Annotated in this window: 23 protein-coding genes and 1 tRNA gene; 11 read left to right on the top strand and 13 right to left on the bottom strand. The window is 65.5% G+C overall.

The window, feature by feature from the left end:
* Positions 1-14 precede the first annotated feature (14 nt).
* The 3 genes from GOAMI_RS14710 to GOAMI_RS14700 all read left to right on the top strand — a co-directional run bounded on the left by GOAMI_RS14710 (position 15) and on the right by GOAMI_RS14700 (position 2,978).
* Entirely contained in the window at positions 15-1,145 is a 1,131-nt protein-coding gene (locus GOAMI_RS14710; RefSeq protein ID WP_006437332.1) for a class I SAM-dependent methyltransferase, read from the top strand.
* A gap of 123 nt (positions 1,146-1,268) precedes the next feature.
* Positions 1,269-2,021, top strand: a complete 753-nt coding sequence (locus GOAMI_RS14705) for a hypothetical protein (RefSeq protein WP_006437331.1) — start codon at positions 1,269-1,271, stop codon at positions 2,019-2,021.
* 93 nt (positions 2,022-2,114) lie between these two features.
* Entirely contained in the window at positions 2,115-2,978 is an 864-nt protein-coding gene (locus GOAMI_RS14700; protein ID WP_006437330.1) for a class I SAM-dependent methyltransferase, read from the top strand.
* Between the two features lie 18 nt (positions 2,979-2,996).
* Here the strand turns inward: GOAMI_RS14700 and GOAMI_RS14695 are convergent, their stop codons facing one another.
* The 6 genes from GOAMI_RS14695 to GOAMI_RS14670 all read right to left on the bottom strand — a co-directional run bounded on the left by GOAMI_RS14695 (position 2,997) and on the right by GOAMI_RS14670 (position 10,277).
* On the bottom strand, positions 2,997-3,770 hold the full coding sequence (locus tag GOAMI_RS14695) for an amino acid ABC transporter ATP-binding protein (protein ID WP_006437329.1): 774 nt from the start codon (positions 3,768-3,770) through the stop codon (positions 2,997-2,999).
* Positions 3,767-4,747 carry an amino acid ABC transporter permease gene (locus GOAMI_RS14690; protein WP_006437328.1) on the bottom strand — a complete coding sequence of 327 codons (981 nt, stop codon included), beginning with the start codon at positions 4,745-4,747 and terminating at the stop codon, positions 3,767-3,769. Before GOAMI_RS14690 ends, GOAMI_RS14695 begins: the two co-directional genes overlap by 4 nt.
* A gap of 1 nt (position 4,748) precedes the next feature.
* Positions 4,749-5,687 (bottom strand): ABC transporter substrate-binding protein, encoded by a 939-nt coding sequence (locus tag GOAMI_RS14685; protein WP_006437327.1) that lies wholly within the window; start codon positions 5,685-5,687, stop codon positions 4,749-4,751.
* Between the two features lie 106 nt (positions 5,688-5,793).
* Positions 5,794-6,882, bottom strand: coding sequence for an isocitrate/isopropylmalate dehydrogenase family protein (locus GOAMI_RS14680; RefSeq protein ID WP_006437326.1), 1,089 nt, complete (start codon positions 6,880-6,882; stop codon positions 5,794-5,796).
* The gene (gene polA / locus GOAMI_RS14675; RefSeq protein WP_006437325.1) at positions 6,882-9,629 is read right to left on the bottom strand and encodes a DNA polymerase I; all 2,748 of its coding nucleotides are present in this window, start codon (positions 9,627-9,629) and stop codon (positions 6,882-6,884) included. Before polA ends, GOAMI_RS14680 begins: the two co-directional genes overlap by 1 nt.
* Before the next feature lie 78 nt (positions 9,630-9,707).
* Positions 9,708-10,277, bottom strand: coding sequence for a GNAT family N-acetyltransferase (locus GOAMI_RS14670; protein ID WP_006437324.1), 570 nt, complete (start codon positions 10,275-10,277; stop codon positions 9,708-9,710).
* Between the two features lie 221 nt (positions 10,278-10,498).
* On the opposite strand from GOAMI_RS14670, the gene GOAMI_RS14665 reads away from it, so the two are divergent.
* The 4 genes from GOAMI_RS14665 to GOAMI_RS14650 are packed head-to-tail and all read left to right on the top strand — an operon-like array spanning position 10,499 to position 14,842.
* On the top strand, positions 10,499-11,920 hold the full coding sequence (locus GOAMI_RS14665; protein ID WP_006437323.1) for a branched-chain amino acid ABC transporter permease: 1,422 nt from the start codon (positions 10,499-10,501) through the stop codon (positions 11,918-11,920).
* A gap of 3 nt (positions 11,921-11,923) precedes the next feature.
* Positions 11,924-12,913, top strand: coding sequence for a branched-chain amino acid ABC transporter permease (locus GOAMI_RS14660; RefSeq protein WP_006437322.1), 990 nt, complete (start codon positions 11,924-11,926; stop codon positions 12,911-12,913).
* Complete coding sequence (locus tag GOAMI_RS14655; protein ID WP_006437321.1) at positions 12,906-14,027, top strand: ABC transporter ATP-binding protein; 1,122 nt, start codon at positions 12,906-12,908, stop codon at positions 14,025-14,027. The genes GOAMI_RS14660 and GOAMI_RS14655 overlap by 8 nt, the downstream gene beginning before the upstream one ends.
* On the top strand, positions 14,027-14,842 hold the full coding sequence (locus GOAMI_RS14650; RefSeq protein ID WP_006437320.1) for an ABC transporter ATP-binding protein: 816 nt from the start codon (positions 14,027-14,029) through the stop codon (positions 14,840-14,842). The genes GOAMI_RS14655 and GOAMI_RS14650 overlap by 1 nt, the downstream gene beginning before the upstream one ends.
* 46 nt (positions 14,843-14,888) lie before the next feature.
* Here the strand turns inward: GOAMI_RS14650 and GOAMI_RS14645 are convergent, their stop codons facing one another.
* Positions 14,889-16,253 (bottom strand): ABC transporter substrate-binding protein, encoded by a 1,365-nt coding sequence (locus tag GOAMI_RS14645; protein WP_006437319.1) that lies wholly within the window; start codon positions 16,251-16,253, stop codon positions 14,889-14,891.
* A gap of 168 nt (positions 16,254-16,421) precedes the next feature.
* Entirely contained in the window at positions 16,422-17,045 is a 624-nt protein-coding gene (locus GOAMI_RS14640) for an ANTAR domain-containing response regulator (protein WP_006437318.1), read from the bottom strand.
* 99 nt (positions 17,046-17,144) lie between these two features.
* On the opposite strand from GOAMI_RS14640, the gene GOAMI_RS14635 reads away from it, so the two are divergent.
* Both GOAMI_RS14635 and GOAMI_RS14630 read left to right on the top strand, forming a co-directional pair.
* Positions 17,145-17,221: transfer RNA gene (locus GOAMI_RS14635), tRNA-Leu, on the top strand.
* A 301-nt stretch (positions 17,222-17,522) separates the two neighbouring features.
* Positions 17,523-20,705, top strand: a complete 3,183-nt coding sequence (locus GOAMI_RS14630) for an ATP-binding protein (RefSeq protein ID WP_006437317.1) — start codon at positions 17,523-17,525, stop codon at positions 20,703-20,705.
* A 106-nt stretch (positions 20,706-20,811) separates the two neighbouring features.
* On the opposite strand, the gene GOAMI_RS14625 is transcribed toward GOAMI_RS14630, so the two are convergent.
* Genes GOAMI_RS14625 through GOAMI_RS14610 form a run of 4 tightly spaced genes read right to left on the bottom strand, consistent with a single transcriptional unit; the run spans position 20,812 to position 24,672 of the window.
* Positions 20,812-21,558: a succinate dehydrogenase/fumarate reductase iron-sulfur subunit gene (locus GOAMI_RS14625; protein WP_006437316.1), complete on the bottom strand. Its 747-nt coding sequence runs from the start codon at positions 21,556-21,558 to the stop codon at positions 20,812-20,814.
* A 1-nt stretch (position 21,559) separates the two neighbouring features.
* Positions 21,560-23,503, bottom strand: coding sequence for a fumarate reductase/succinate dehydrogenase flavoprotein subunit (locus tag GOAMI_RS14620; protein WP_006437315.1), 1,944 nt, complete (start codon positions 23,501-23,503; stop codon positions 21,560-21,562).
* Between the two features lie 57 nt (positions 23,504-23,560).
* The gene (gene sdhC / locus GOAMI_RS14615; protein WP_006437314.1) at positions 23,561-24,385 is read right to left on the bottom strand and encodes a succinate dehydrogenase subunit SdhC; all 825 of its coding nucleotides are present in this window, start codon (positions 24,383-24,385) and stop codon (positions 23,561-23,563) included.
* Positions 24,382-24,672, bottom strand: a complete 291-nt coding sequence (locus tag GOAMI_RS14610; protein ID WP_006437313.1) for an Rv0250c family protein — start codon at positions 24,670-24,672, stop codon at positions 24,382-24,384. The genes sdhC and GOAMI_RS14610 overlap by 4 nt, the downstream gene beginning before the upstream one ends.
* Positions 24,673-24,838: 166 nt before the next feature.
* Here GOAMI_RS14610 and GOAMI_RS14605 point away from each other — a divergent pair, with 166 nt between their 5' ends.
* Positions 24,839-25,063 carry a hypothetical protein gene (locus GOAMI_RS14605; RefSeq protein WP_006437312.1) on the top strand — a complete coding sequence of 75 codons (225 nt, stop codon included), beginning with the start codon at positions 24,839-24,841 and terminating at the stop codon, positions 25,061-25,063.
* Here GOAMI_RS14605 and GOAMI_RS14600 read toward each other — a convergent pair.
* Positions 25,060-26,043 carry a glycoside hydrolase family 43 protein gene (locus GOAMI_RS14600; protein WP_006437311.1) on the bottom strand — a complete coding sequence of 328 codons (984 nt, stop codon included), beginning with the start codon at positions 26,041-26,043 and terminating at the stop codon, positions 25,060-25,062. The genes GOAMI_RS14605 and GOAMI_RS14600 overlap by 4 nt on opposite strands.
* 222 nt (positions 26,044-26,265) lie before the next feature.
* Here GOAMI_RS14600 and GOAMI_RS14595 point away from each other — a divergent pair.
* Positions 26,266-26,983: DUF222 domain-containing protein (locus tag GOAMI_RS14595; RefSeq protein WP_040004875.1), on the top strand; the 718-nt coding region annotated here is incomplete at its 3' end.

Genomic DNA, 26,983 nt, shown 5'->3' with positions numbered 1-26,983 from the left:
GCCATCGTTCCATCATGACGATCACACCTGATGGCACCGAACCGCCCGGACAGAGCCCGCACCGCACGACCATCGCACCGACGGCGCCGAGTGCCGATGAATTCGCCGAGCGATTCCTCGACTCCACACTGGCCACCGCGGAGACCATGAGCGTCTACCTCGGGGAGCGCCTCGGCTGGTATCAGTGCCTCGCCGACCATGGTCCACTCACCGCCGCCGATCTCGCCGCCCGGACCGCCACCGACGCACGGTACGCCCGTGAATGGCTGGAGATGCAGGCGGCCTTCGGCATCCTCGCCGCCGACCTGTCCGACACCCCGACGACATTCGCCATCTCACCCGGCGTCGCCGAGGTCCTCACCGACACCTCCAGCCGTTCCTATCTGGGTGCGCTGCCCCGGATGTTCGCCGCCTCGTTCGGCCGGCTGCCCGAACTGCTCGATGCTTATCGCAACGGAGGCGGTGTCAGCTGGGAACAACTCGGAGCGGACGCGCGTGAATGCCAGGCCGCACTCAACAAGCCGTGGTTCGACACCGAACTCGGACCTGCTCTCGGCAGGGTCGCCCACCTCCATCAGCGACTGTCGCGACCGGACGCGAAGATCGCCGACATCGGCTTCGGCGCGGGTCATTCGACCATCGCCCTGGCCCGCGCCTATCCGGAGGCGACGTTCGTCGGTCTCGACGTCGATGCGGCATCGGTGCAGATGGCGCGTGACAACGCCGAGGCCGCAGGACTCGGCGACCGAGTGCAGTTCCATCTGGCCGGCGGAGAGGAGGCCACCGCACACGGACCGTTCGACGCCGCGTTCGCGTTCGAATGCCTCCACGACATGCCGCGGCCCGTCGACGTGCTGGCCGCGGCCCGGCAAGCCCTGGCACCCGGTGCGCCGATGATCGTCATGGACGAAGCGGTTTCCGACGAATTCTCCGGCCCCGCAGACGAACTGGACAAACTGATGTACGGGTTCTCACTCTTCGTCTGCCTACCGGATTCGATGAGTTCGCCGCCGTCGGTGGCCACCGGCACAGTGATGCGACCCGCCATCCTCCGGTCGTACGCCGAGCAGGCCGGCTTTCAGAGCGTCGAGGTGTTGCCGATCGAGGGTTTCGGCTTCTTCCGGTTCTACGAACTCATCCAGTGACCCGAACTTCACTCGACCCGTCCGACTCCCACAGGTCCGACACATGTCTTGACGATAAATAATTTGGCATGCGACCATTTTTCCGTGCCGGGATCCGGACCGGCGCCGGACGGTAGGAGACGCGTGACCTATTCGCCAGATCGACTCCTCGAGGCGATCGACGCCAACGCTGTCGGACTGCTGGTGGGGCTGGGCGTGGCGATGCTCTGCCAGACGGTGTGGCTGATCGAGGCAGCACGCGTCGCACGCCGCGACTCGAGCTACTCGATACCGCTGGCCTGCACCCTCTTCTGGTTTGCCCACGACATCGCCTATGTCGTCCGCTTCCGCGACTGGTTCTCCACCTATGACCACTGGTTCCTCCAGCTGTTCTGGCTCGGCCTGCTGAGCGCCGCACTCCTGGAGTTCGTGTTCTTCGCCCAGCTCATCCGATACGGCCGTCGAGAACTGGCACCGGCGTGGTCCCCTTTCCAGTTCACGCTGCTGATCATCGCGGCGACCACCGGTTCCATCCTCGCGTGGGAGTATCTGCGACTCCTGTTCGACGACCCGCTCTATCTCGCGAGTTCGGCACTGACCCTCATGTCATATGCACTGTTCGGCCCGTCGATGACACTGCGCCGCAGGTCATTTCGCGGTCAAAGCCGGTTGATGTGGCAGTGCTTCACGACGATGACTCTCGCCTGGTGGATCGCGACGGTCGCATTCCTGCCGGGCCCCTTCCGGTCGTGGCAGTACCTCGCCGTCGGCGTCTTCACGGCCGCGGTCGGCGTGGCCATGATGATCGCCATCCGTCACGCACCGCAGTCGCCGAACGCGACCGAACCGGCCCGTTCCGACCCCACATCCGAGGAACCGGTCCCCGGCACCCGGTGACACCGCGCCCGCGTCCGTGGTGATCGGGCCCCCGGCCGCTCGACAGGCTCTGCCGCCGCCGGGCCGTACCGGACGGGGACCTATCATCGCAGGATGCCCACGAAGGACGACCGTGAGAATTCGGAGACCACCGAACAGGAGACCTCCGTACGACCTCCACGCGTCCTGGGCGACGTCGACTCCGCGACAAGTGACCGGGCCAGCCGCTGGTGGTGGGACTACGACGCGGAGAATTACCACGACGAGCACGGCGCCTTCCTCGGCACCTACACCGGGGGCGGCGAGTTCGTGTGGTGTCCCGAAGGTGTCCGCGAGTCCGAGGCCGGCCTTCTCGGCGAGATCCGGGGCCGCACGATCCTCGAGATCGGCTGCGGCTCAGCACCATGTGCCCGCTGGCTGGCGGCCAACGGCGCACACGCCGTCGGTGTCGACCTGTCCCGTCGCATGCTCGGGATCGGACTCGACGCCATGGACGCCGACGAGGTGCGCGTGCCGCTGATCCAGGCGACCGCCGAAACGCTTCCGTTCGCCGACGAGTCATTCGACACCGCCTGCTCGGCCTTCGGCGCAATCCCCTTCGTCGCCGACTCCGCCGGCGTCATGGCCGAGGTCGCCCGCGTCCTGAAGCCCGGCGGCCGTTGGGTTTTCGCGGTCAACCATCCGATGCGGTGGATGTTCCTCGACGACCCGGGACCCGAGGGGCTGACCGTGCACATCCCGTACTTCAACCGGACCCCGTACACCGAAACCGACCCGAGTGGTCAGATCACCTACGTCGAGCACCACCGGACCATCGGCGACCGGGTGCGCGAGCTCCGGGCAGCCGGGTTCATCCTCGACGACATCATCGAACCCGAGTGGCCCGACGATCACGATCGCGAATGGGGGCAGTGGAGCCCGTTTCGCGGACGCTACTTCCCCGGCACCGCGATCTTCTGCAGCCACAAACCTGCATGACGAGCCGGGGTCCCGGCCTCAGAGCAGCTTCGACAGGAACTCGCGCGTCCGCCCCTCCTGCGGATTGGCGAGAAGTTCGCGCGGGTCACCCTTCTCCACGACGACGCCGCCGTCCATGAAAACCAGCTGGTCGGCGACCTCGCGCGCGAATCCCATCTCGTGGGTCACGACCACCATGGTCATTCCCGACGCGGCGAGTTCGCGCATCACCTTGAGGACGTCGCCCACGAGTTCGGGGTCGAGTGCCGAGGTCGGCTCGTCGAAGAGCATGAGCTTGGGTTCCATCGCCAGGGCCCGGGCGATGGCCACGCGCTGCTGCTGACCGCCGGACAACTGCGCCGGATAGGCGTCGGCACGATCCGACAGACCGACCCTTTCGAGCAGGTACTCGGCCCGTTCGATGGCCTCGGCCCGTTGCTGCTTCTTCACCTGGATCGGCGCCTCGATGATGTTCTCGAGGGCCGTCCGGTGCGGGAAGAGATTGAAGTGCTGGAACACCATGCCGATGTCGCGGCGTTGGGCTGCAGCAGCTTTGGCGCTCATCTCATAGAGCTTGCCGTTGCGCTCCCGGTAGCCGATGAGGTCACCGTCGACGTAGAGCCGGCCGGCGTTGACCACGTCGAGATGGTTGACGCACCGCAGGAACGTCGACTTGCCCGAACCGGACGGACCGATCAGACACGTCACCTCGCCCCGGGCGACCTCGAGTGAGATGCCCTTGAGGACCTGGACCGATCCGAAGCTCTTGCACACCCGGTCGGCGAGGACCATCGGTGTCTCGGCGGAACTCATGCGTTCTCTCCCCCGGTCGTGCGGCCTGCTCCCGGTCCGCCCGCGACGTCATCGGCCGCAGCCGCCTGCCCGTCGGCCATCGCCTTCAGCTGTCGTGCGGTCAGCGCGCGGGTGGCGCCCCGTGAGTAGTGGCGCTCCACGTAGTACTGGCCGACCATCAGGATGCTGGTGACGACGAGGTACCAGGTCGAGGCGACGAGCAGCAGCGGGATCGGTTCGAAGTTGACGCCGGAGATGTCACGCACCCGTCCATAGAGGTCGAGTGTCAGCGGCACCGCTGCCACGAGGCTCGTGGTCTTGAGCATGGAGATCAACTCGTTGCCGGTGGGCGGGATGATCACCCGCATGGCCTGTGGCAGCACGGTCCGGCGCATCGTCTGCGCCCACGACATGCCCAATGCGATCGACGCCTCGGACTGTCCCTCGCCGACCGACGACACGCCCGCGCGCACGATCTCGGCCATGTACGCGGCTTCGTTGAGACCGAGGCCGATGACCGCGAACAGGAATGCGGCGTGGAGGGTCTGGATGTCGAAGGACGCGAACTGGTGAACGAAGGGAATGCCGACGTCGATCTGCTTGTAGATCGCCGGGAACAGACCCCAGAAGACGAGCTGCACGTACACCGGTGTGCCGCGGAAGATCCACAGGTACACCCAGGCGGTGCCGCGCAGGACGGGATTCGGCGAGAGCCGCATGATGGCGAGGGCGACACCGAGGACGATCGCGATCGTCATCGCCAGCACCGTGAGTGCGAGCGTGTACCCGACGCCGGACAGCACGCGTTCGTCGAACAGATAGCGGCCGTAGGTGCCCCAGGCGTAGGCCTTGTTGGTGGCGGCCCCGTAGACGAACAGCGCCGCCAGCACGAGGATGATGACGGCGGCGATCCACTGCCCCGGTCGGCGAAGCGGTACCGCCTTGATCGGTTCGGGCTCGCCGGCCGTGGTGGTGGAGTCGGTCTGCGGTGAGGTCATCTCAGCTCACCGCTCCGTTGATGACGGAGACATCGATCATGCCCTCCTGCAGGCCCCAGTTGGCCGCGATCTCGTCGTACTGTCCGTTGTCCATCAGATATTGCACGGCCTTCTGCAGCGCGGGTCCCAACCCGGAACCCTTCCGAACCGGCCATCCGTAAGGCGCCGAGTCGAACAGTTCACCGGCGGCCTTCAGCTTTCCGTTGGTGCGTTTGATCGCATAGGCGGTGACCGGCGAATCCGCCGACATAGCGTCGACCCGGCCGAGGATCAGCGCGTTCACCGCCTCGTCCTGGCTGTCGAATTTCACCTTGTCGATCGGCGGAAGACCTCTGGCCACGCATTCGGCGCTCTTGGCCGGGATCTCGTCGGTGTCCTCGTAGGTGGTGGTCTGTACCGCGACCCGCTTGCCGCACGCGTTCGACGGGTCGATGGCCTCATCGGAGTCGGCGGCCTGTGCCCACTGCACGCCGGCGCTGTAGTAGGTCACGAAGTCGACCTGCTTCTCCCGCTCGAGCGTGTCGGTGAACGACGACATGCCCAGCTGGTAGGTCCCCGCCTGCACCGACGGGATGATCGTGTCGAACTGCGATTCCTTGTACACCGGCGTCAGGCCGAGGACCTTGCCGACGGCGTTCATGAGGTCGACGTCGTAGCCGATGATCTTGCCGTCCGGCCCTTTGAACTCGTTGGGCTGGTACGGCACGTTGACGCCGACGACGAGCCGACCGGTGCGAGCGATCTCCGGCGGAACCAGCGCGGCGATCGCCGGTACCTTCGCCACGTCGACGTTGATCGGGGTCACCTGGTTGGCGCGCTCGCGTTCCTCGTTGTTCACACAGCCGGTGACCACGACCGCGAGCACCAGGAGCACGCCGAGCAACCGGGCCACACGTGGTCGAAGGGAACGTCGGTCGACCCGCGTCGAGGCCCGTGTCACAACACATCCCTTCGATCTCGAACGATCACCTGGTCAGACAACACACTGTAGTTGCCACCCGTCCCACCGGCTGACCACCCGGAGTTCACGCACGTCCGCGTGCGCGTCACGTGCCGGTCACCCGCCGGACCGCCTCTGCGGCGAACTCGGTGGTCGATGCCGTCCCGCCCAGGTCGGCGGTCGCGATCGCGGCCGCGAGGGTGCCGGCGACCGCCGAATCCATGCGGTCGGCAACCGCGATCAGTTCCGGGTCGTCCGCGATGAGCCCGTAGCGCCGGAACCCCATGGCCACCGACGCGATCATGGCGACGGGATTCGCGACGCCCCGCCCGGCGATGTCGGGGGCGGCTCCGTGGGTGGCCTGCGCCATCACCTGGGTCGTCGAACAGTTCACCGAACCGGCGATGCCGAGCGAGCCGGCGAGTTCGCCCGCCAGGTCGGACAGGATGTCGCCGAAGAGGTTCTCGGTGACGATGACGTCGAAGTCAGCGGGTCGGCGGACGAGCAGCGCCGCCATGGCGTCGACGTGTTGTTCGGTGATCTCCACGTCGGGAAACTCCTTGCCGACCTCCCGGCACGCGTCGCGGAACAGGCCCGTGGTCAGGCGCAGCACGTTCGCCTTGTGCACGATGGTCAGCCGTGCCGGACGACCGGAATCAGCGCGGTCCCGTGCGGCTTCGAAGGCGACCCGCGCGATGCGCTCGCTGGCCGACCGGGTCACGAGCCCCACGGCCAGCGCGACATCCGGGGTCGGCATGAACTCACCGCTGCCCACGGTCATGTTGCGGTCGGCGTAGAGGCCTTCGGAGTTCTCCCGGACGATCAACACGTCGATGTCGGGCTTCGTCGCCGGCACACCCGGAAATGCCTTGGCGGGACGGAGATTGGCGAACAGTCCGTACCTAGTGCGCAGCACCGCCCCCGGGGTGCGGCTGCGGTGCTCGACCGGGTACGCCGCCGAATCGTGCGGCCCGACGATCCACAGACCGAGGTCGTCGAGGGCCGACAGCGTCGCATCGGGTACCGCGTCGTCGTGGGAGGCGATGGCGGCGGCGCCGAACGGGAGTTCCTCCCAATCGATCCCGAAGCCCTCCACGGCCGCTGCCGCGTCGGCCACCGTCATCGCGGCCGGCACGACCTCGGGACCGATGCCGTCGCCGATGAGAACACCGACCCGCCTGGGCGAGGAGACCATCAGTGGGCCGCGTCGTCCCAGGACCGACCGAACCCGACCGACACCTCTAGCGGGACCGACAGCGTGATGGCGTTACCCATCTCCTCACGCACCGCTGCCTCCACCGCGTCCCGCTCACCGGGCGCCACCTCGACCACGAGTTCGTCGTGGACCTGCAGCAGCACCCGCGATGTCAGCTTCTCCGCGACGAATCGCTTGTGGACGTTGATCATCGCGACCTTGATGATGTCGGCCGCGGTGCCCTGGATGGGCGCGTTGAGCGCCATCCGCTCGGCGGACTGGCGTCGCTGGAAGTTGTCGCTGTTCAGGTCGGGCAGGTAACGCCGGCGGCCGAACAGGGTCGCGGTGTACTCGTTGCGCCGGGCCTCGGCGACCACATCGTGCAGATAGTCACGCACGCCGCCGAAGCGCGCGAAGTACGCCTCCATCTGTTCCTTGGCCTCCTCGCGGCTGATCTTCAGCTGTGCCGCGAGTCCGAAAGCGCTGAGGCCGTAGGCAAGTCCGTACGACATCGCCTTCACGCGGTGACGCATCTCGATGGTCACCTCGTCGATCGGCACCCCGAAGGCGCGCGATCCGACGAAGTTGTGCAGGTCCTCGCCGGTGTTGAAGGCCTCGATCAGTCCCTCGTCCTCCGACAGGTGCGCCATGATCCGCATCTCGATCTGGCTGTAGTCGGCGGTCATCAGACTTTCGTAGTTGACCTCGGACGCCTGGTCGGTGCCGACGATGAAGCCGCGGCGGATCTCGCGTCCGGCCTCGGTGCGGACCGGGATGTTCTGCAGGTTCGGCTCGGTCGACGACAACCGGCCGGTGGCCGCGATGGTCTGGTTGAAGGTGGTGTGGATGCGACCGTCGTCCGCCACCGATTTCAGCAGACCATCGACGGTGACCTTCAGCCTCGTGGCGTCGCGATGCTCGAGAAGGTGTGCGAGGAAAGGATGTTCGGTCTTCTCGTACAGCGACTGCAGGGCGTCGGCGTCGGTGGTGTAACCGGTCTTCGTCTTCTTGGTCTTCGGCATGTCGAGCTTGTCGAAGAGCACGGTCTGCAGCTGCTTCGGCGAGCCCAGGTTGATCTGTTCGCCGATGACCTCGTAGGCCGATTCCGCGGCTGCACGAATCCGGTCGTTGAACATCTGCGCGAGTGCATTGAAGTGGTCGACGTCGACGGCGATGCCGGCGGCCTCGAGGTCGGCCAGCACGAACGACAGCGGCAGCTCCATCTCGGTCAGCAGCGGCTTGGAGTCGATGCGGTCGAGCTCGATGTCGAGCGTGTCGGCGAGTTCCTGTACCGCCCGCGCCTCGAGCATGTGCTGTTCGGCGACCTTGCCCTCGGTGTCGTCGTCGAGCAGTGACATCTGGCCGTCACCCGCACCCGTGTCGGCGCGCAGTTCCCGGCGCAGATACCGCAGGGCGAGGTCGTCGAGGTTGAAGGTCCGCTGTCCGGGGCGGACGAGATATGCGGCCAGCGAGGTGTCGCTGGTGACCCCGTCGAGCTTCCAGCCGCGCGAGCGCAGCGCGTGCACCGCCCACTTGGCCTCGTGAACAGCCTTCAGCGCGTCGGGATCGGCAAGCCAGTTGGCCAGTGCCGCATCATCTTCCGGCGTCAGCGTGGTCACATCGACGTACGCCGACGAGCCGTCGGCGGCCGCGATCGCCAGACCGGTCGGGTCCGAGCCCACGACGACGTGCGGCGCGGTCACCGCGAGACCCGTGCGGCCGGTTCGGGCGTGTTCGGTGAGCCAGCTCGCGACCTCACCGGCACCGAGGACCGAACCGTCGAGGTCGAATCCGGCCTCGGCTTCGGGCTCAACGGAACTCAGGGTCGAGAACAGGCGGTCGCGCAGGACGCGGAACTCGAGGTCGTCGAAGAGCTGGTGGATGCGGTCGCGATCCCAGCCGACCATCGCGAGGTCGTCGGGGCCGGCCGGCAGCTGCATGTCGCGGATGAGTTCGGTGAGCTGACGGTTGGTCTGCACCGAGGCGAGATGAGCACGCAGGGCGTCGCCGACCTTGCCCTTCACCTCGTCAACGTGATCGACCAGCGAGGCCAGCGAACCGTATTCACGAATCCACTTCGACGCGGTCTTCTCCCCAACCCCGGGGATGCCGGGCAGGTTGTCGCTGGGGTCGCCGCGCAGCGCGGCGTAGTCCGGGTACTGCGCCGGGGTGAGACCGTACTTCTTCTCCACCTCTTCGGGGGTGAAACGCGTGAGGTCCGAGACACCCTTGCGCGGGTAGAGGACCGTGGTCGAGGCGTCGACGAGCTGCAGCGAATCGCGGTCACCGGTGACGATCAGGACCTTGAAACCCTGTTCGCGGGCCTGGGTCGCGAGGGTCGCGATGATGTCGTCGGCCTCGTAGCCCTCGATGGCCATGACCGTGACGCCCAGCGCGTCGAGAACCTCCTTGGTGAGGTCGACCTGCCCGTTGAACTCGTCGGGCGACTTGGAGCGCTGCGCCTTGTACTCCGGGTACATCTCCGAGCGGAACGTCTTCCGCGAGACGTCGAAGGCGGCCGCGATGTGGGTGGGCTCCTCGTCGCGCAGCAGGTTGATCAGCATCGAGGTGAAGCCGTAGACGGCGTTCGTGGTCTGCCCGGAGTGCGTCTTGAAGTTCTCGGCCGGGAGCGCGAAGAACGCCCGATATGCCAGGGAATGTCCGTCGAGGAGCATGAGGACCGGTTGCTTGGTCTTGACCTTGCTGCCGGTACGGGTTGCTGCCGGGGAACTCTGCGCTGGACTCACAGTCGCTGAGTCTAGTGATCCGTTCCGACACCCGGACCCCGCCCGCCGGGTGTTCGACTCGGAGGTGGACGACCAGTGTCACATCGGGCGGTACATCGCCCAGACCTTCGGGCCGTCGAGCGGCAGTTCGAACTCCTCGGTGACCTGGAAGCCGAACCGCTCGTACAGCGGCACGTTGAGGCCATTGGAGCATTCCAGATACGCGGGTCCGTCGATCTGCTCGAGCCGGTGCGTCAGCAGCGCCGTGCCGATGCCGGCACCTTTGACCGGGGCACCGATCTGCCCCAGATACCAGTGGGGCTCTTTGGGACGATACTTCGCGAACTCCGTCTCGAGCTTGATCCCGCGGTTGACGCGCGGCCCGAGAGTACGGAAGAACTCCCACGACGACACGATCTGAGCCCACGTCGAGATCTTGTGCCCAGGAGGGTCCCAGGCGGCCGCACCGACCGGTTGCCCGTCGCGCATCGCGAGATCGAGCGTCGAACCCCGTCCGTGACTGTGGACCAGCAGCGTACGGAACATCGCGCGGTGCCGAGACGTGTCGGGGTCCATCCACACCGTCACCGGATCGTCGGCGAAGGCCTGTGCGAGCAATGCACTCGCGAGTTCGACGTCTTTCGTCTGCGTGATGGTCACCGGCACCATCCGACCAGCGTACGGCGCCGACCGTCGAGCCAACACGACATTGCGTCGATCGAACCGATCGCGTCGCGCCGCAGATGTAACTTCCGGGAAACGTCGTTGTCGTCACGCGGCGACGATGCTGCGGCTAAGTTCCCCAAGTGACCCGCCGCACAGCAACACCGGCGGGCTCATGCGCCGACCGATGCCAACCCGCACGGGTCAACAGGGAGGTACCACCCTCGATGACAGAGCCTGACCGGCAGGCCCCACTCGTGTCCGATGACCACACCGAACGGATTCACACGCATCGCCCCGAGTGTCAGCCCGCCTGCCAGACCCGTTCACCGTCCTCCCGCCCGCTGTCCCGGCGACGACCGACACGCAGGACTTCCACCCGGCGCACCGCATCGACCATCCTGCTGTTCATCGCGGCATCGGTACTGTGCGGGCTGTTCGGGACCCCGTCGGCCGATGCCGCTCCCGACGAGGTGCGGGTCTTCGGCGTCCTGCGGAACGGCACGGAGAAGGTCGCGGGTGTGAAACTCGAGGCCAAGGACGCCGCCGGCAGCGTCGTCGGGACGGCGACCTCGTCCGCGACCGGCGCCTGGTCGGTCATGGTCCCACCCGGGAAGTACACGATCGTCGTCGACACCGGTTCTCTCCCAGACGATGTCGAGGTCCAGAAGTCCGAGTTACCGGTCGATGTCAGCGGTGGAACCGCCCGGCCGGTCATCTTCTCGTTCGGCGAGGTCCGAACCGGCACCGAGGTATCGGCGGTCGCCGAACTCACGCGCCTGGCGATCGACGGCATCCGCTTCGGCCTCATCATCGCCATCACCGGCGTCGGGCTCAGCCTGATCTTCGGTACGACAGGCCTGACCAACTTCGCCCACGGGGAGCTGGTGACACTGGGAGCCGTCGTCGCGTGGGTGTTCAACGTGAGGGTCGGGCTGCAGCTGATACCGGCGACGATCCTCGCCGTCATCGTCGGCGTCGGCATCGGCATCCTGAACGAGCTCGGCCTCTGGAGACCGTTGCGACGACGACGAACCGGGCTGATCGCCATGCTCGTCGTGTCGATCGGTCTGGCCCTGGTGTTGCGGTATCTGATCCTGATCTTTTTCTCCGACCGGGCCGAACCATTCGACGACTATCAGGCGCAGACCCAGATCGGGTCGGGTCCGTTCGCGATCACACCGGTCAATCTCGCCTGCATCATCATCTGCATCGTCGTGCTGCTCGGCGTGGCTCTGCTGTTGCAGCGCACCAGGATCGGCAAGGCGATGCGCGCCGTCGCCGACAACAAGGATCTCGCCGAGTCGTCGGGCATCGACGTCGACCGCGTCATCCTGTTCGTGTGGGCACTCGCCGGCGGGCTGGCGACGCTCGGCGGCGTGATGTTCGCGCTCTCCGAACTCGGCGGCCGCGTGCAGTGGGAAATGGGTTTCAAGCTCCTGCTGCTGATGTTCGCGGGCATCACCCTCGGTGGTCTCGGCACCGCCTACGGCGCGCTGCTCGGCTGCCTCATCGTCGGACTGCTCGTCCAGCTGTCGACGTACATCCTCAGTCCCGACCTCAAATACATCGGCGGCCTGTTGATCCTGATCATCATCCTGACCATCCGGCCCCAGGGCATTCTCGGATCGCGAGCGAGGATCGGCTGACCCATGGACATCATCTCCGCGCTACAGATCGCGCTCGCGCAGCTCGTCGGCCCGTCGGCTATCTTCTACGCTCTGCTGGCCATCGGTCTCAACCTGCACTTCGGCTATGCCGGGCTGCTCAACTTCGGCCAGATCGCCTTCGCGCTCCTCGGCGGCTACGGCGTGGGCATCATGGCCGTCAACTACGACCAGCCACTGTGGCTGGGCGCCATCGTGGGAATCGCCGCCGCCGGCATGCTCGCGGTGGTCCTCGGCATCCCGACGCTACGTCTGCGAGCGGACTATCTGGCGATCGTGACGATCGCCGCGTCGGAGATCCTGCGACTGGTGTTCCGTTCGACGTCGGCCGACGATTTCACCCACTCCACCAACGGCATCTACGGATACGCGAGCGGTTTCTTCACGATCAGCCCATTCGACAACGGCAAGCAGTACTCGTTCCTCGGGGTCAAATTCCTCGGTGGCGACCTGTGGTCGATGGTGGTGGGCTGGATCGTCGTCGGTCTCCTCTGCCTCATGGTCTACCTCCTCGTGCGCAGCCCGTGGGGGCGTGTACTCAAGGCGGTGCGCGAAGACGAGGACGCGGCTCGTTCGCTCGGCAAGAACGCCTACTTCTTCAAGATGCAGGCGCTGATCCTCGGCGGTTGCATCGGCGGCCTCGCAGGCGTGTTCAACGCGCTTGCCACACAGTCGATCAACCCCGACTTCTACTCGACCGCCCAGACCTTCTTCGCGTACGGCGCACTGATCCTCGGCGGTGCGGCGACCGTCTTCGGACCGGTTCTCGGCGCGATGCTCTTCTGGTTCCTCCTTGCCATCCCCGACGCACTGCTGCGCCAGGCGACGGCCGGCGACGACCCCCTCCTCGACCTGTCGGCGCAGCAGGTCGGCGCGATCCGCTACGTGCTGCTCGGTCTGGCGATCATTCTGATGATGGTGTTCCGGCCACAGGGACTCCTCGGCAACAAGAGGGAGGTGCAACTCGATGCCTGATGACGGCCGCCACACGGCTCACGACGACGAACCCTCGACGCCCACCGGACCGGCAGCCGGGGTCACGGCCGACGGGACAGACCCCGGCATCGCCGACACCAGGGCGACGCGCCGCGACCTCGAGACGCTGTCCGCTCCCGAACGTGCACGCCTGTTCGCCGACGTCTCACCCGAGCCCGGGTCCGCCAAGCCCGACCCGATCATCGTGGTGGACAACATCTCTCGCACCTTCGGCGGCATCAAGGCGGTCCAGGTGGATCACCTGGAGGTGCAGCGCGGGGCCATCACCGGTCTCATCGGCCCCAACGGCGCCGGCAAGACCACCTTCTTCAACCTGATCACCGGTTTCGACAAGCCTGATTCCGGTACCTGGTCGCTCAACGGCGAATCCCTCGGCCGGATGGTTCCGCACCAGGTCGCCCGACGGGGCATGGTCCGCACCTTCCAGCTGACGAAGGCACTGTCGAAGCTGTCGGTGCTCGACAACGTCAAACTCGGTGCGACGGGACAGCGTGGCGAGCACTTCCTCGCCGCCCTCGCACCGTGGACGTGGCGCAGGCAGGAGGCCGAGATCACCGAGCGCGCCCATGAACTGCTGCGTCGGTTCAAGCTCGACGCCAAGGCGGGCGACTTCGCCGGGTCGCTCTCGGGTGGGCAGCGCAAGCTGCTGGAGATGGCGCGCGCGCTGATGACCGATCCGGAGATCGTGATGCTCGACGAGCCGATGGCGGGTGTGAACCCGGCTCTGACACAGAGCCTGCTCGAACACATCAAGTCGCTGCGGGACGAGGGCGTCACAGTGGTGTTCGTCGAACACGACATGGACGTCATCCGCGACATCAGCGACTGGGTCGTGGTGATGGCCCAGGGACAGATCATCGCCGAATCCCTGCCGGATCGCCTGGGCGACAACGAGGCTGTCGTCGACGCCTATCTCGGGGGGCATCACGATCAGGCGCTGGAGTTCGACGATCGAGGGCAACCGGTCGGCGCGACCGCGGTGCTCGCGGAGAAGGTCGAGGCGGCCATCGAGGCCACTCTGGAGGTGGGCGGCGACCTGTCGGAGGTCACCGAATTGCCGCCCACCGGCGCGGACGAGAAGGAGGCGCAGTGATGAGCACCGGTTCGGACGCCGGGTCGCTGACGCCGGCACAGCTCGCGGCCACGCCGGAGGAACACCGCAGGCTCGCCACGAATGCCCTGCTACGTGCCGACGACATCACCGCCGGCTACCTCCCGGGCATCAACATCCTCGAGGAGTGCAACTTCTTCCTGGACGACGGCGAGATCGTGGGCATCATCGGGCCCAACGGTGCCGGCAAGTCGACACTGCTCAAGGCCCTGTTCGGGCTGATCCCGGTGCGAAAGGGCTCGGTCACCCTACGGGGCGACGACATCACCTCGGCCAAGGCCCACGTCCTCGTCGACAAGGGCGTCGGGTATGTCCCGCAGACGCAGAACGTGTTCCCTGCGTTGTCGATCGAAGAAAACCTCGAGATGGGCGTCTACCTGCGTCCGAAGACCTTCGTCAAGCGGTTCGAGTTCGTCTCGGAACTGTTCCCGCTGCTGTCCGAACGCCGAAAGGTGAAGGCGGGCGCGCTGTCCGGCGGCGAACGACAGATGGTCGCGATGGGACGTGCGCTGATGATGGATCCGGCGGTGCTGCTGCTCGACGAGCCGTCGGCCGGCCTGTCCCCCATGTTCCAGGACGAGGTGTTCATCCGCTGCAAGGCGATCAACGCCACCGGCGTCTCGATCATCATGGTCGAGCAGAACGCCCGCCGCTGCCTCCAGATCTGCGACCGCGGTTACGTTCTCGACCAGGGCCGCAACGCCTACACCGACACCGGCAACAACCTCGCGAACGACCCCAAGATCATCGAGCTCTATCTGGGCACCCTGGCGGGCAGCTCGGAGAAGAAGAAGTAGCAGGGACCCTCGGCTCGCGAGCCGAGGGTCCCTGGTTCCGTTGTGGCTACTGCGCGGCCACCGAAACGTACTTGCGGGTCGGGGTCAGCAGCTTGTTCTCCCCGTCGAACTCGAGGACACCGTACGAGCCGACGCTGGGCTCACCGGCGGCGTTGAACGCCAGGTTGCCGGTCTTGCCGACGTAGGCGATCGTCTTGCCGCTCTTCAGCAGATCCAGGCAGGCCTGGTACGAGTCGCAGTCCTCGTCGCCGTTGGTGACGCCGATGATGGTGGCGGCGATGGTGCGACCGTCGGTCGACTTGGCCGCTGTCGCCGCGAGGGCACTCAGCACCGCGGCGTCGTAGCTCTCACCCGAGTAGTTGTAATCGATGAGCTCGGGATCGAGCTCCTTGAGGGCGGACTGGAACTCACCGCTGGTCTGCGTGAGCGGGGTGGTGCCCTTCATGCCCTTGAGCAGACCGGAACCGACCGATTGGCCCAGCGCGTTGCCCATGTTCCCGTCGACGCCGTAGACGAGCTTGCCGTCGCTCGGCCCGATGCCGACCTCGTGCATACGGGTCAGGATCTTGGCGCTCTCCTCGAACCCGATGAGCGCGATGCCATCCGGGTTGAAGTTCTTCACCTGGTCGACCTCGGCGTTGAACGACTGGGCGTTCGGGTCGTAGATGATCTTCTGGATCTGGTCGGCGGGCACACCGGCGGCCTCCAGGTCACGAACGGTGTTGTCGGCCAGCCCTGTTCCGTACGGGTCGTTGAGCGCGAGGACCGACACGCGCTGAACGCCGTCCTCGGCCATCGTCTGCGAGAGTGCCTGTGCCTGCAGGACATCCGCGGGAGCGGTACGGAAGTACTGGCCCTTGTCCTGGTAGCAGGTGAACTCATCGGAGGTGTTGGCCGGCGAGAACATGACGGCGCCCGCGTTGGCGATCTTGTCGATGACCTTCAGCGACACCGACGACGACGCCGCGCCGATGATCACCTGGGTACCGGCGGACAGTTCGCGGTCGACAGTGGCGTTGGCCGTGTCGGTGGTGGTGTCGCCGGAGTCGCCGGTGACCAGCGCAACGGGCTGATCGAGCACACCGCCGGCGGCGTTGATGTCCTTGATGGCGAGGTTGACGCCGGCGACCATGGGCGGTCCCAGGAAGGCCAGGGAGCCGGTCTCGGGGAGCAGCGTGCCGATCTTCAGCGGCGCGGTGCTCGCCGGTCCCGGGGTGGCCTTCGGCGGGTTACAGGCCAGTTTCTGGGCGAGGCCCGGTCCGGGAGGCGCGGGCGTGGACTCGACAGCTGCGCTCGCCGACCCTCCCGAGCCTTCGTCGGAACCGGAATCAGAGCTGCTGCAGCCTGCGACGACGAGCGCTGCCGCCGCCGTCATGACCACTGCCCCGCTCGTCAGGAAACGAAAGGACATCGGTGTTCTCCTTGCGATTGGAGGTATCCCACGAAGGCGGCGCATCGACATCGACGCATCGAACCGCGCCTCGCTGGAGAAAAGCTAGCGCGATCTTGTTGCCCTTGCGTAAAGACAGTGAAACTGGCTTGCGCGCACAGGCATTGCGTCAATCGACCCTCGGGCGGCTCAGTTCGCTCCGAGAGTCTCCACGACCACCTGGGCCACGGCTTTCATCGTGGTCCGACGGTCCATCGCAGCGCGCTGAATCCATTTGAACGCCTCGGGTTCGGACAGCCCCTGTTTCTGCATGAGCAGACCCTTGGCACGTTCGACGAGCTTGCGGGTCTCGAGCCGCTCGTTCATCGTCGCGACCTCACGCTCGAGCAGCTTGAGCTCGTGATAGCGGCTGACCGCGACTTCGATGGCGGGCACCAGGTCGGCCTTGGTGAACGGTTTGACCAGGTAGGCCATGGCACCGGCGTCCCGCACCTTCTCGATGAAGTCGCGCTGGCTGAAGGCGGTGAGCATGACCACCGGCGCCAGCCGCTTCTCCGCGATCTCGGTCGCCGCGTCGATGCCGTCGCGGATGGGCATCTTGATGTCCATGATCACCAGGTCGGGCCTCAGCGACTCGGTGAGCTCGACGGCGACCTGCCCGTTGGGGGCCTCGCCCACGACGTCGTAGCCCTCTTCACGGAGCATCTCGATGAGATCCATGCGGATCAACGAGTCGTCCTCGGCCACCAGAACCCGGTGTGTCTTCGTGGTCTCACCAGCTGTTGTCGTCGCGCTGTCGGTCACCGTCACCATCCCCTCCTCCACGCCATAGTTGCTCCGAAGAGTACCGGTTACCGGGCCGGTCGGCCGATCATCTAGAGTTGGCTCCTGCACGGGGCAACCCGAGCACTGGCCCCCGTAGCCCAATTGGCAGAGGCAACGGATTCAAAACCCGTCCAGTGTGAGTTCGAGTCTCACCGGGGGCACCATCAACCTGCGATAACGGGCACCCGTCTGCGCGTACCCGCGACTTCCAGAGAACCATCACACCTGCGCCGGCCTTTGGCGAGCAGTGGCCGGCTTTCCGATCTGTGGGAGCCCCTGGCGAGGGTTCGCTCGAGAGCCACAGATCTCCAGGTTGTCCATCAGTGTCGCTTTCGCACCCGCGTTCGCCAGCCTGCTGAGGCTCAAGATGGGGTCCACCTCGTTGGCCCTGGTCGCACGTCCCCAAACACCGTCAGCACGAGTATCGTGATCCGAGTCAGCCACTGACGCTCGCTGGAGTCTCGTATGAAACAGTCGACGTGCCGAGCTTGCGGACTGCTACTACGCGAAGACGCCCGTTTCTGCGATGGATGCGGGACGAGGCTCCCCGGCCTCGACACCGCCGAGTACAAACAGGTTACGGTCCTGTTCGCAGATGTGGTGGGGTCGATGACAATCGCCGAAAAGGTCGGTGCAGAGCGCCTGGCCGAGCTGATGTCGGAGCTGATCAGCCGCTCGGCCGAAACCATCAGCAGCTACGACGGGCTCCTGAATCAGTTCACCGGTGACGGTCTGATGGCTGTGTTCGGCATACCGAATGCTCTTGAGGACCATGCGGTTCGCGCCTGCCTCGCTGCTCTGCGCATTCGCGAACGGGCGCGGATGCTCGCCGACGATGCCCTCAACCGAGACGGCGTCGATCTACAGATCCGGATCGGGCTCAACTCAGGCCGAGTCGTTGCCGGAGAGATCGCTTCCAGCGCAATAGGTTACACCACTTTCGGCGAACACGTCGGCTTGGCCCAACGGATGGAATCGGCCGCGCCCACCGACGGCATACTGTTGAGTTCCAGCACCGCTCGACTCGTCGAACACGTAGCGGAGTTGGGTCCAGTCCAGCTCGTCCCCATCAAGGGTCGCAACACGCTGGTCGAGGTCCGCACTCTCGAAGACCTCAAGCCCGGGGCAGCGCTGCATCGTGGCGTGTCGGAAACACTCCTGGTGGGCAGGTCGACTGAACTAGCACAACTCGATTCCCTTCTCGACCACGCGGTGAGTGCGCGCGGCGGGGTCGCGCGGATAGTGGGGCCGGCCGGGATCGGGAAGACGAGGATCGCTGCCGAGCTCGCACACATGGCCTCTCGCCGCGCGATCCCCGTCCACACCACCTCCTGCGAGTCCCACACCCGCAACCTGCCCTACTCCGCGCTCAGCCGGTGGCTGCGGACACTCTTCGGTGCCGATTCCCGCGAACCCGGTGACGTGCGAGCGGTTCTGCGGTCGAGGTTCGTACACGACGACCCTGAGGATCTACTTCTTCTCGAGGACCTGCTCGGCGTCGCCGAACCATCGATCGATCTGCCCCAGATCTCTGCCGAGGCGCGACGACGCCGGGTTCGATCGTTGATCGGCCGCGGCGTGCGGGCCGACGTCACGTCAGCACTCGTCGTTATCGAAGACGTGCACTGGATGGATGACGAGAGTCAGTCCACGATCGCGGAGCTCATCGACGACCTGCGCGATGCCCGATCGCTCGTGGTGATCACTCACCGGCCCGACTACCGTGGACGTCTCGTCGGCATCCCCGCCGCGCAATCGCTGGTGTTGCCGCCCCTCGACGAAAGTCAGACGGAGGCCCTGCTCGCCGATGTTCTCGGCAGCGATCCGTCGGTTCGCCGAATCTCTGAGCAGATCGTCGAAGCATCGGGAGGCAACCCGTTCTTCGCTTCCGAGATCGTTCACGACCTGGTCGAGCGGGAAGTTCTCAGCGGGCAACGCGGGCGTTACCGATCCAGTCACAGACTCACGGACATCGCCGTGCCTCCGACGCTCTACGCCGCCATCGCAGCTCGAATAGATCGGCTGCGAAGTCCGACGAAAGCCGTTCTGTACAGCGCAGCTGTCATCGGAACCGGATTCCGGGCAGAGCTTCTCGTAGCCGTATCGCAAGAGGTCGTGAACCTCGCCGAAGCGATCGATGAACTCCTCGCCGCCGAACTGCTCGAGCGCCCACCGAACACATCCGCCGCGGAGTTCGCATTTCGGCATCCACTCATACGCACCGTGGCGTACGAATCACAGCTGAAAGCGACCCGACGCGAACGACACCGACGAGTTGCGGTCGCCATCGAGGAGAACAGTCCTGCCCACGTCGAACAGCACGCCGGATTGATCGCGAGCCACTATCGGAGTGCCGGCGACCTCCGGTCCGCCTACGCCTGGCAGATGCGGGCCGGTGACTGGCTCGCGCGCCATGACCGCTCCGCGGCATGGACGAGCTGGCAGCGGGCCCGCGAGATCACCGAGCAACTGCCAGTTCATGACACGGAGCGCGTGAGGTTGCAGATCGAGGTGCTCACCCGGCTCTGCGCGGAGGTCTGGACCGTGGGCGGCAACCTCACCGACGCGCGGTTCGGGCGTCTGCGGCAGCTGTGTGACGAGTCCGGCGACCGACGATCCCTGGCAGTCGGCATCGGCGGAATGATCATGGCGCTGACCGGGCAACACCGCCACCGAGAAGCACAGGCACTGTGCTCCGAACTCCTTTCGCTGATCGAGTCGCTCGATGACCCGACCGTCACGGGCGGACTGCTGCTGACCGTGGGCCACGCCAAGTCCGAGGTGGGCGAGCTACGGGAGGCACTGCGATTGGCACAGGCGGTCATCGATCTCATCGGCGGCGATCTCACCCGCGGCAGCGTCGTCTTCGAGTCTCCACTGGCCACGGCCACGCGGCGGCGGGGACTGTACCGAATGTGTCTGGGCGTGCCCGGCTGGCGCCGTGACGCCGACATTGCGGTGGCCCTGGCTCGGAGCCTTCACGCAAGCGAACTCGTCAACGCCCTACTGTACAAGTACATTCTCTCGATCCCCCAGGGCGCCCGTTCTGTCGACCCGACCTCGCTCGACGAGACGAGCGAGGCGCTCTCGATCGCCGAACAGATCGGAGACGAGTATCTCCTCACATTCGCTCGTCTTACTCGGGGCCTGGTTCTGGTTTACCAACACGATGCCGGTGAGACTGTTGACTACGAGGACGGAATCGGCCTGCTGCGACAAGCACAGGCCACGGCATCCCGCCGTGGATATGCGATCAACGCGACGGCTCTGCTCAATCCCGCGATCGCTCGCCATCGCGACAAGCATGGCGATCTCGACGGTGCGATCGAACTGGCGAGGAGATCGATCGCGGTCATGGAGGCGGCAGGCGAGGTCCTCTCCCGGGGAGTTGCCACCACCGTCCTGGTCGAAGCGTTGTTGTCCCGCGGCCACACCGGAGATCGGTCGGAAGCCGAGGAGGCCACCACTCGCCTGGCGGCGATGCCCGTCGACGACGGCTTCGTGCTGAACACCTTGTCTGCTCTACGCCTGCGCGCACTTCTCGCCGATGACCGTGGTGATGCCGAAGCAGCGGTGTGGCTTCGCGAGCAGTACCGCGATCGTGCGGTCGCGGCCGACTTCGACGTCAGCCCCTCCCACCTGTGGTGAAGGCTTCTGCCGACAGCAGCCAGGGACACAACGGCGCCACCGAGCTCACGGATCCCCCGTCGGTCGGCGCGGGTCCACCCGTGCCACTCAGCTCGATCAGTTCTGGCTATCGCCGAAACAGTTTGTTCCCCAACCACACCAGTGGGTCGTACTTCCGGTCGGCCACTCGTTCCTTCATCGGGATCAGCGCATTGTCGGTGATCTTGATGTTCTCGGGGCACACTTCGGTGCAGCACTTGGTGATGTTGCAGAAGCCTAGGCCGTGCTCGTTCTGTGCGGTCTCGCGCCGTTCGGCGACGTCGAGCGGGTGCATGTCGAGCTCAGCGATGCGCATGAGATAGCGCGGCCCGGCGAAGGCCTGTTTGTTCTCCTCGTGATCGCGCACCACATGACAGACGTTCTGGCACAGGAAGCACTCGATGCACTTTCGGAACTCCTGGGATCGCTGTACGTCGACCTGCTTCATGCGGTACTCCCCCGGTCCCAGACCCGGTGGCGGGGTGAAGGCCTGGATCTCGCGGGCCTTCTCGTAGTTGAACGAGACGTCGGTGACCAGGTCGCGGATCACCGGGAACGTCCGCAACGGGGTCACCGTGATGACCTCGTCCTCGGTGAACGTGGACATCCGGGTCATGCACAGCAGTTTGGGGCGACCGTTGACCTCCGCCGAACACGAGCCGCACTTGCCGGCTTTGCAGTTCCATCGCACGGCCAGGTCGGGGGCCTGGGTTGCCTGCAGGCGGTGGATGATGTCGAGCACCACCTCGCCGTCGTTGGCCAGGACCGTGTAGTCCTGCAGCCCACCGCTTTCGGTGTCACCTCGCCACACCCGGAACTTCGCGTCGTATCCCATGTCAGTCCTCCGACTGTCCCTCGGCTCGCTCGCCTCCGGCGCCGGGGTGACCGGCGATCTCGGCGGCGGTGTAGTACTTCTCGATCTCTTCGAACTCGAAGAGCTCCAACAGATCGGGCCGCATCGGCTCTTGTTCTTTCTTGACGACCTCGACCTCCGGCACCGGGGAGCCGTCGCCGATGTCCGCGGTGCACACCAGCAGTGTGTTGCGCCAGTCCGAGTCCATCGACGGGTGGTCGTCGCGCGTGTGTCCGCCGCGACTCTCGGTACGCATGAGGGCCGCTTTTGCCACACACTCGCTGACCAGCAACATGTTCCGGAGATCGATCGCCAGATGCCAGCCCGGGTTGAACTGCCGGTGACCTTCGACCTGCATGTCGCCGAGCCGGTTTCGAAGGTCGGCCAGAACTCGCAGCGCTTCCTGCATCTCGTCTTCCTTACGGATGATGCCCACGAGATCGTTCATCGCCTGCTGCAAATCCATGTGCAGCGTGTAGGGGTTTTCCGGTTTGCCGTCGGCCGGCGGATCGAACGGCGAGAGCGCGTATCTCGCCGCGCGGTCGATGTCGTCCTGGGCGATTCCGGGCCGGTTGCCCAGTGACTCGACATACGACGCCGCGCCGAGCCCGGCGCGTCGACCGAAGACCAGCAGGTCCGACAACGAGTTACCGCCCAACCGATTCGATCCGTGCATCCCCCCAGAGCACTCGCCGGCAGCGAACAGACCCGGTACCCGGGAGGCGCCGGTGTCCGGATCGACCTCGATCCCACCCATCACGTAGTGGCAGGTGGGGCCCACCTCCATCGGTTCGGCGGTGATGTCCACGTCGGCGAGCTCTTTGAACTGGTGATGCATCGACGGGAGTCTGCGGATGATCTCCTCGGCCGGCATCCGGGAGGCGATGTCGAGGTAGACGCCACCGTGTTCGGTTCCGCGACCGGCCTTGACCTCCTCGTTGATCGCCCGAGCGACCTCGTCACGTGGAAGCAGATCGGGCGTGCGGCGGGCAGAGTCGTTGTCGGCCAGCCACTCGTCGGCTTCATCCTCGGTCTCGGCATACTGCCCCTTGAACACCGGCGGGATGTAGTCGAACATGAACCGCTTGCCGTCGGTGTTCTTCAGGACTCCGCCGTCACCGCGGACGCCCTCGGTCACCAGGATGCCCTTCACGCTGGGCGGCCACACCATCCCGGTCGGATGGAACTGGACGAATTCCATGTTGATCAGGCTCGCGCCGGCGCGCAGGGCGAGAGCGTGGCCGTCGCCGGTGTACTCCCAGGAATTCGACGTCACCTTGAAGGATTTGCCGATCCCGCCGGTCGCGACCACCACGGCAGGCGCCTCGAACACGATGAACCGCCCGGACTCCCGCCAGTAACCGAACGCGCCGGCGATGGCGTCGCCGTCCTTGAGCAGCTCGGTGATGGTGCACTCGGCGAAGACCTTGATCCGTGACTCGTAGTCGCCGGTCGCCGCGAAGTCCTCCTGCTGCAGAGACACGATCTTCTGCTGCATCGTCCGGATGAGTTCCAGTCCGGTCCGGTCACCGACATGCGCCAGCCGCGGGTAGGTGTGACCGCCGAAGTTGCGCTGGGCGATTCGACCATCGGCGGTCCTGTCGAACAGCGCCCCATAGGTTTCCAGCTCCCATACACGATCGGGTGCTTCCTTGGCGTGGAGTTCGGCCATCCGCCAGTTGTTCAGGAACTTCCCGCCGCGCATCGTGTCCTGGAAGTGGGTCGCCCAGTTGTCCTTCGCGTTCGCGTTACCCATCGACGCCGCACAACCACCCTCGGCCATCACGGTGTGTGCCTTGCCGAACAGCGACTTGCACACCACGGCCACGGAATAGCCCTTTTCCCGGGCCTCGATGACCGCCCGCAGACCGGCACCACCCGCACCGATCACAACGACGTCGTACTGGTAGCGTTCCGGTTCGGTCATCTAGCGCGACTCCCAACTTTGAAAACGGTTGCACAACAGTGGTTGCGACTCAATCGATCAACCCACGAACCTCAGATCCGAGATGGTGTCGCTGGCCACCAACATGATGTAGAAATCGGTGAGCATCAACGTTCCGAGCGTGATCCAGGCGAACTGCATGTGCCGGGTGTTCAGTCTGGAGACCCGCGTCCAGATCCAGTACCTCACCGGATGTTTCGAGAAGTGCTTGAGCCGACCGCCGGTCACGTGACGGCACGAATGACACGACACCGTGTAGATCCAGAGCAACAGCACGTTGACCACGAGGATCACATTGCCCAACCCGAAGCCGAAACCACCGCCCTTGCCGTGGAATGCGACGATGGCGTCGTAGGTGTTGATCACCGAGATGACGACGGCCACATAGAAGAAGTACCGGTGCGAGTTCTGGATGATCAGCGGAAGCCGTGTCTCCCCGGTGTACTTGGTATGGGGTTCGGCGACCGCACACGCGGGCGGCGACAGCCAGACCGACCGGTAGTAGGCCTTGCGGTAGTAGTAGCAGGTCAACCGGAATCCGAGCAGGAACGGCAGCGACAGGAACGCCAGCGGTATCCACATCGGCAACTCGGGGAAGGGCGTGCCGAAATGGCTCGACCCAGGGACGCACGACTCGCTCAGACACGGCGAGTAGAACGGCGTCAGGTAGTGATAATCCGCGACGTAGTAGGCGCTCCGGACAAACGACCGCACGGTCGCGTAGACGACGAAAGCCGCGAGGCCCACGACCGTCAGCAACGGCGACAACCACCATCGGTCGGTCCGTAGGGTTCGCACCGTCAGGCGCGCCCGTCTCGGGGAGAAGACCCCGAGTGACTCCCGCTCAGCCGCGGGGGCGCTCACTTCGTGCGCTCGCGCGAGTGGAAGCCGAGCCCTTCGTCTTGAGCGCCGAGCCACGCGGACTCGTCAGATTTGCTGTCGGGAACGTAGATGACCTGCTCCTTGGCCTTCACCTTGACCGGCTTGGGCGGGCTGTGTTCGAAGTCGTGCAGGTCGATCTCAAGGCGGTCGAGGTCGTTGGCCATCCGGCGAACCGCGTCGGTATCGCCGTAGTGCGCCCTCAGTCCGACGATGTGATGCCGCAGCGTGGTGATACTACGGTGCAGTTCTCTCATTTCGGCCGTTATCATGGCGCTCCCTCCACAGCCTATGTGATATCCAACACAGTACCGGCAGGGTCGGTTCAGTCAACGGTTTCCGAGGATCGTGTCGCGTGGACGGGGAACGCGACGGTTCGCGCACTCCTGGCACTGACCCGCAACAGCGCGTGGCGCATACGATCTGACATGTCGCTCAATGTCGCCGAATCCTCGTCCTCGAGGGCGGTCAACGCGCGGCTGGCGACCGGTCTTCGTCGACTACCTCTGTCTGGCGCGGACGAACGCAACCGCGTTCAGCCCGACGGACGTCATGCCGCTCGCGCGCTGGATGAAGCCGGCGATGGCCGTGCAGGCCATGCTGTCGATAGTGATCCTCAGCCTCGTCGGCGCGAACGCCGTGAACCTGCTCGGGCAGGGTTAGACCGGTTCTCGGACCACGCCGAAGTGACGAACAGATCCCGAGAGTCCGGGGAGTTCCTTCAACGGCGTCCAGGTCCGCAGCCCGTCGCCACTGTCGGAGTAGAAGTACCGGCGGTCCCGATAGGCGTCGACATAGAGCCGCCAGTTGCCGTTCGGCAGCTGGACCACGGCAGACCCCTCGACCAGGCGACCCCACGGACCCGGAGCGACGAATCGGTACGGCCCCACCAGCGACCCGGATACCGCGTGTTCGATGACCTTCTTGGTCTCGTTCTTGGTGAACGCGTGATACGTCGCCCCGACCTTCACGACAGCGGTGTCGATACGGTCCGCCCCGAGGCCGAGGATCGGAACCGGCGGACTCCACAACCGAAGTCCCGGCTCGAGCGCGGTCATCAGATACGGAACGAATCCGCCACCCGTCGACATCGACAGGATCACGTTGACCCGGCCACCTTCGACGAACCACTCCGGCGCCCACGCCTTGGTGGTGAACGGCGACAACGACGGTCCGTCACTGGAGCCCGCCGATCCGAAACTCAGCGAGCCCGCCGACGACCCGGTGCCGTCACCCGTGCCGGGCAGGAAGGCACAGCACAACGGCACCGGGTAGTTGTGCATGAAGGTCCAGTTCACGCGGTCACGACTGCGCGCGAATCCGATCGATGTCGAACCGGTGGTGTAGGTGACGTAGTACCACCCGTCCGAACTCCGGAAGATACTCGGGTCACGCACCAGACCCGACGGCGGCTGGTAGGCCGACATGCGGATCGGCTGGAACTGGGTCGCGTCCGAGGACTGGTAAACGTCCATGTGCTGGGCACTGGTGTTGGAGAACCCCACCATCGTGTACCGCCAGCTGTCCGGTGCCGCGTCTGCGGCACCCGGGGTGCCGACCAGCAGCGCCGAGAGTGCAAGGACCGCGATCACCAATGTGCCGACGCGGGACCGGCGAGTGAGGATTCGCTGGGGCAGCAACATTGCAGCAGTATCCGCGAAATCGACTGTGGTGTGAATGGCTTTCGCCGATACAACCACCGGCATTCGAGACACCCGGGGTGCCAACCAACGACCGGAGGCCCTTTACACCACACCCCCGACAATTCTCGTGCCGCCATCCAGCACCGAATTCTTCTGCACGGCAGAATAATTGCGTGTACAGTCGAACATGTATTCGAACCACGGATTCAGGGGGTGACCGTCATGACCGACATCGCATCTACTGATGTCGTCGACGAGCCCTCCCCTGCCGAGATGCCCGATTTGCTCGATGAACTCGACACGATCGTCGACAAGCTGCAGAACACCGGCTTCACCCAACTCTCCGATGCCGAGGTCGACGACGCCGGCATGCGCATCGAACGGGCCATCACCCGACTCACCTACACCGGTAACCAGCAGATCGTCGAAGCCGACCAGCGCGACCTGCCACGCAAGTCCGGCTACCGCAGCGTCATCGACTACATGAAACACCGGCTCCGCATCGCCTACCCCGGCAAACGACTCAAGCAAACCCGGGCCACCGCAACCTTTCCCGACCTCACCACCGGTGAACCCCTCGAACCCACGCACCCGACCCTGGCCGAGGCGTTCGCCAAAGGCCAAGTCGGTTCAGCTCACGTGCACGCCGTGATGGACGTGTTGGACCAGATCCCGCACGCCGTCGACCACGACGTCAAGGTCGCCGCCGAACGACAGATGACCGAGATCGCCGTCGACCACACCCCCGCCGACATCACCAACCTCGGCGCCCGACTGCTGGCCCACCTCGACCCCGACGGCACCCTCACCGACGACACCGACCGCAAACGACGCCGCAACCTCTCGGTCAACCGGCAACGCGCCGACGGCACCGCGAAGATGACCGCCACCCTCACCCCCGAACTGCTCGCCCGCATCACCATGCTCCTGGCCGTGTGGG

Origin of the sequence: Gordonia amicalis NBRC 100051 = JCM 11271 (genome assembly GCF_000332995.1) — a bacterium.
Classification (GTDB): domain Bacteria; phylum Actinomycetota; class Actinomycetes; order Mycobacteriales; family Mycobacteriaceae; genus Gordonia; species Gordonia amicalis.
Note: the sequence above shows the minus strand (reverse complement) of the source record. Positions and strands in the feature narration are given on the sequence as shown.